General features: G+C 75.0%; 2 protein-coding genes. Both read left to right on the top strand.

What is annotated here, in order from left to right:
• A partial coding sequence (locus HMPREF3105_RS10405; protein ID WP_210401448.1) for a non-canonical purine NTP pyrophosphatase occupies positions 1 to 209 on the top strand: 209 nt, incomplete at its 5' end.
• The coding region (locus HMPREF3105_RS10400) for a 3'-5' exonuclease (RefSeq protein ID WP_141762510.1) at positions 206 to 780 on the top strand (575 nt) is incomplete at its 3' end. The genes HMPREF3105_RS10405 and HMPREF3105_RS10400, both read left to right, overlap by 4 nt.

The following is a 780-nucleotide window of genomic DNA, read 5'->3' as shown; positions in this document are numbered from 1 at the left end:
ACGTCGAGCACGGCCGCCTGCCCGGCACCCTGCTGCGCGAGCCCGTGGGGGACGGCGGCTTCGGCTACGACCCGATCCTGCGCCCCGAGGGCCGGGACGTGTCCACCGCGCAGCTGAGCCCCGAGGACAAGAACGCGATCAGCCACCGGGGGCACGCCTTCCGCGCCCTGCTGCCCTACCTGGTGGACGCGCTCGACGCGCGCCCGTGAGCGGCGGGCGCGCCCCCGTGCCGGGGCTGGACTTCACCGCGATCGACTTCGAGACCGCCAACGGCTTCCGCGGCTCCCCGTGTGCCGTGGGCGCCGTCCGGGTGCGGGACGGGGTGATGGTGGACCGTGCGGAGTGGCTGATCCGTCCGCCCGTCGGCTTCGACCGGTTCGATCCCCGCAACGTGCGCATCCACGGCATCACCGAGGACCGCGTCCTGGACGCCCCCCGGTTCGCGCAGGTGTACGACGAGCTCGCGGACTTCGTGGGGACGGACGTGCTCGCGGCGCACAACGCGGGCTTCGACGTCGGCGTCATCGAGTCCGGCCTCGAGGTCTCCGGCCGGGACGTGCCGGGCCTGGAGTTCGTGTGCACCCTGGTGCTGGCGCGCCGCGTCTACGACCTGCCCTCGTACGCCCTGCCCTCCGCGGCGCGCGAGGCCGGGTTCACCCCGGGACGCCACCACGACGCACTGGCCGACGCCGAGGCCTGCGCGGCCATCCTCGTGGACATCGGCCGGCGCGTGCTGGGGGCGCCGCCGGCCGACGCGGAGATTCTGCCCGGGCTGACCGA

The sequence above is a fragment of the Micrococcus sp. HMSC31B01 genome (assembly GCF_001816085.1).
GTDB classification, from domain to species: Bacteria; Actinomycetota; Actinomycetes; order Actinomycetales; family Micrococcaceae; genus Micrococcus; species Micrococcus luteus.
The sequence above is the reverse complement of the archived record's forward strand: the minus strand, read 5'-3'. Positions and strand labels throughout refer to the sequence as shown.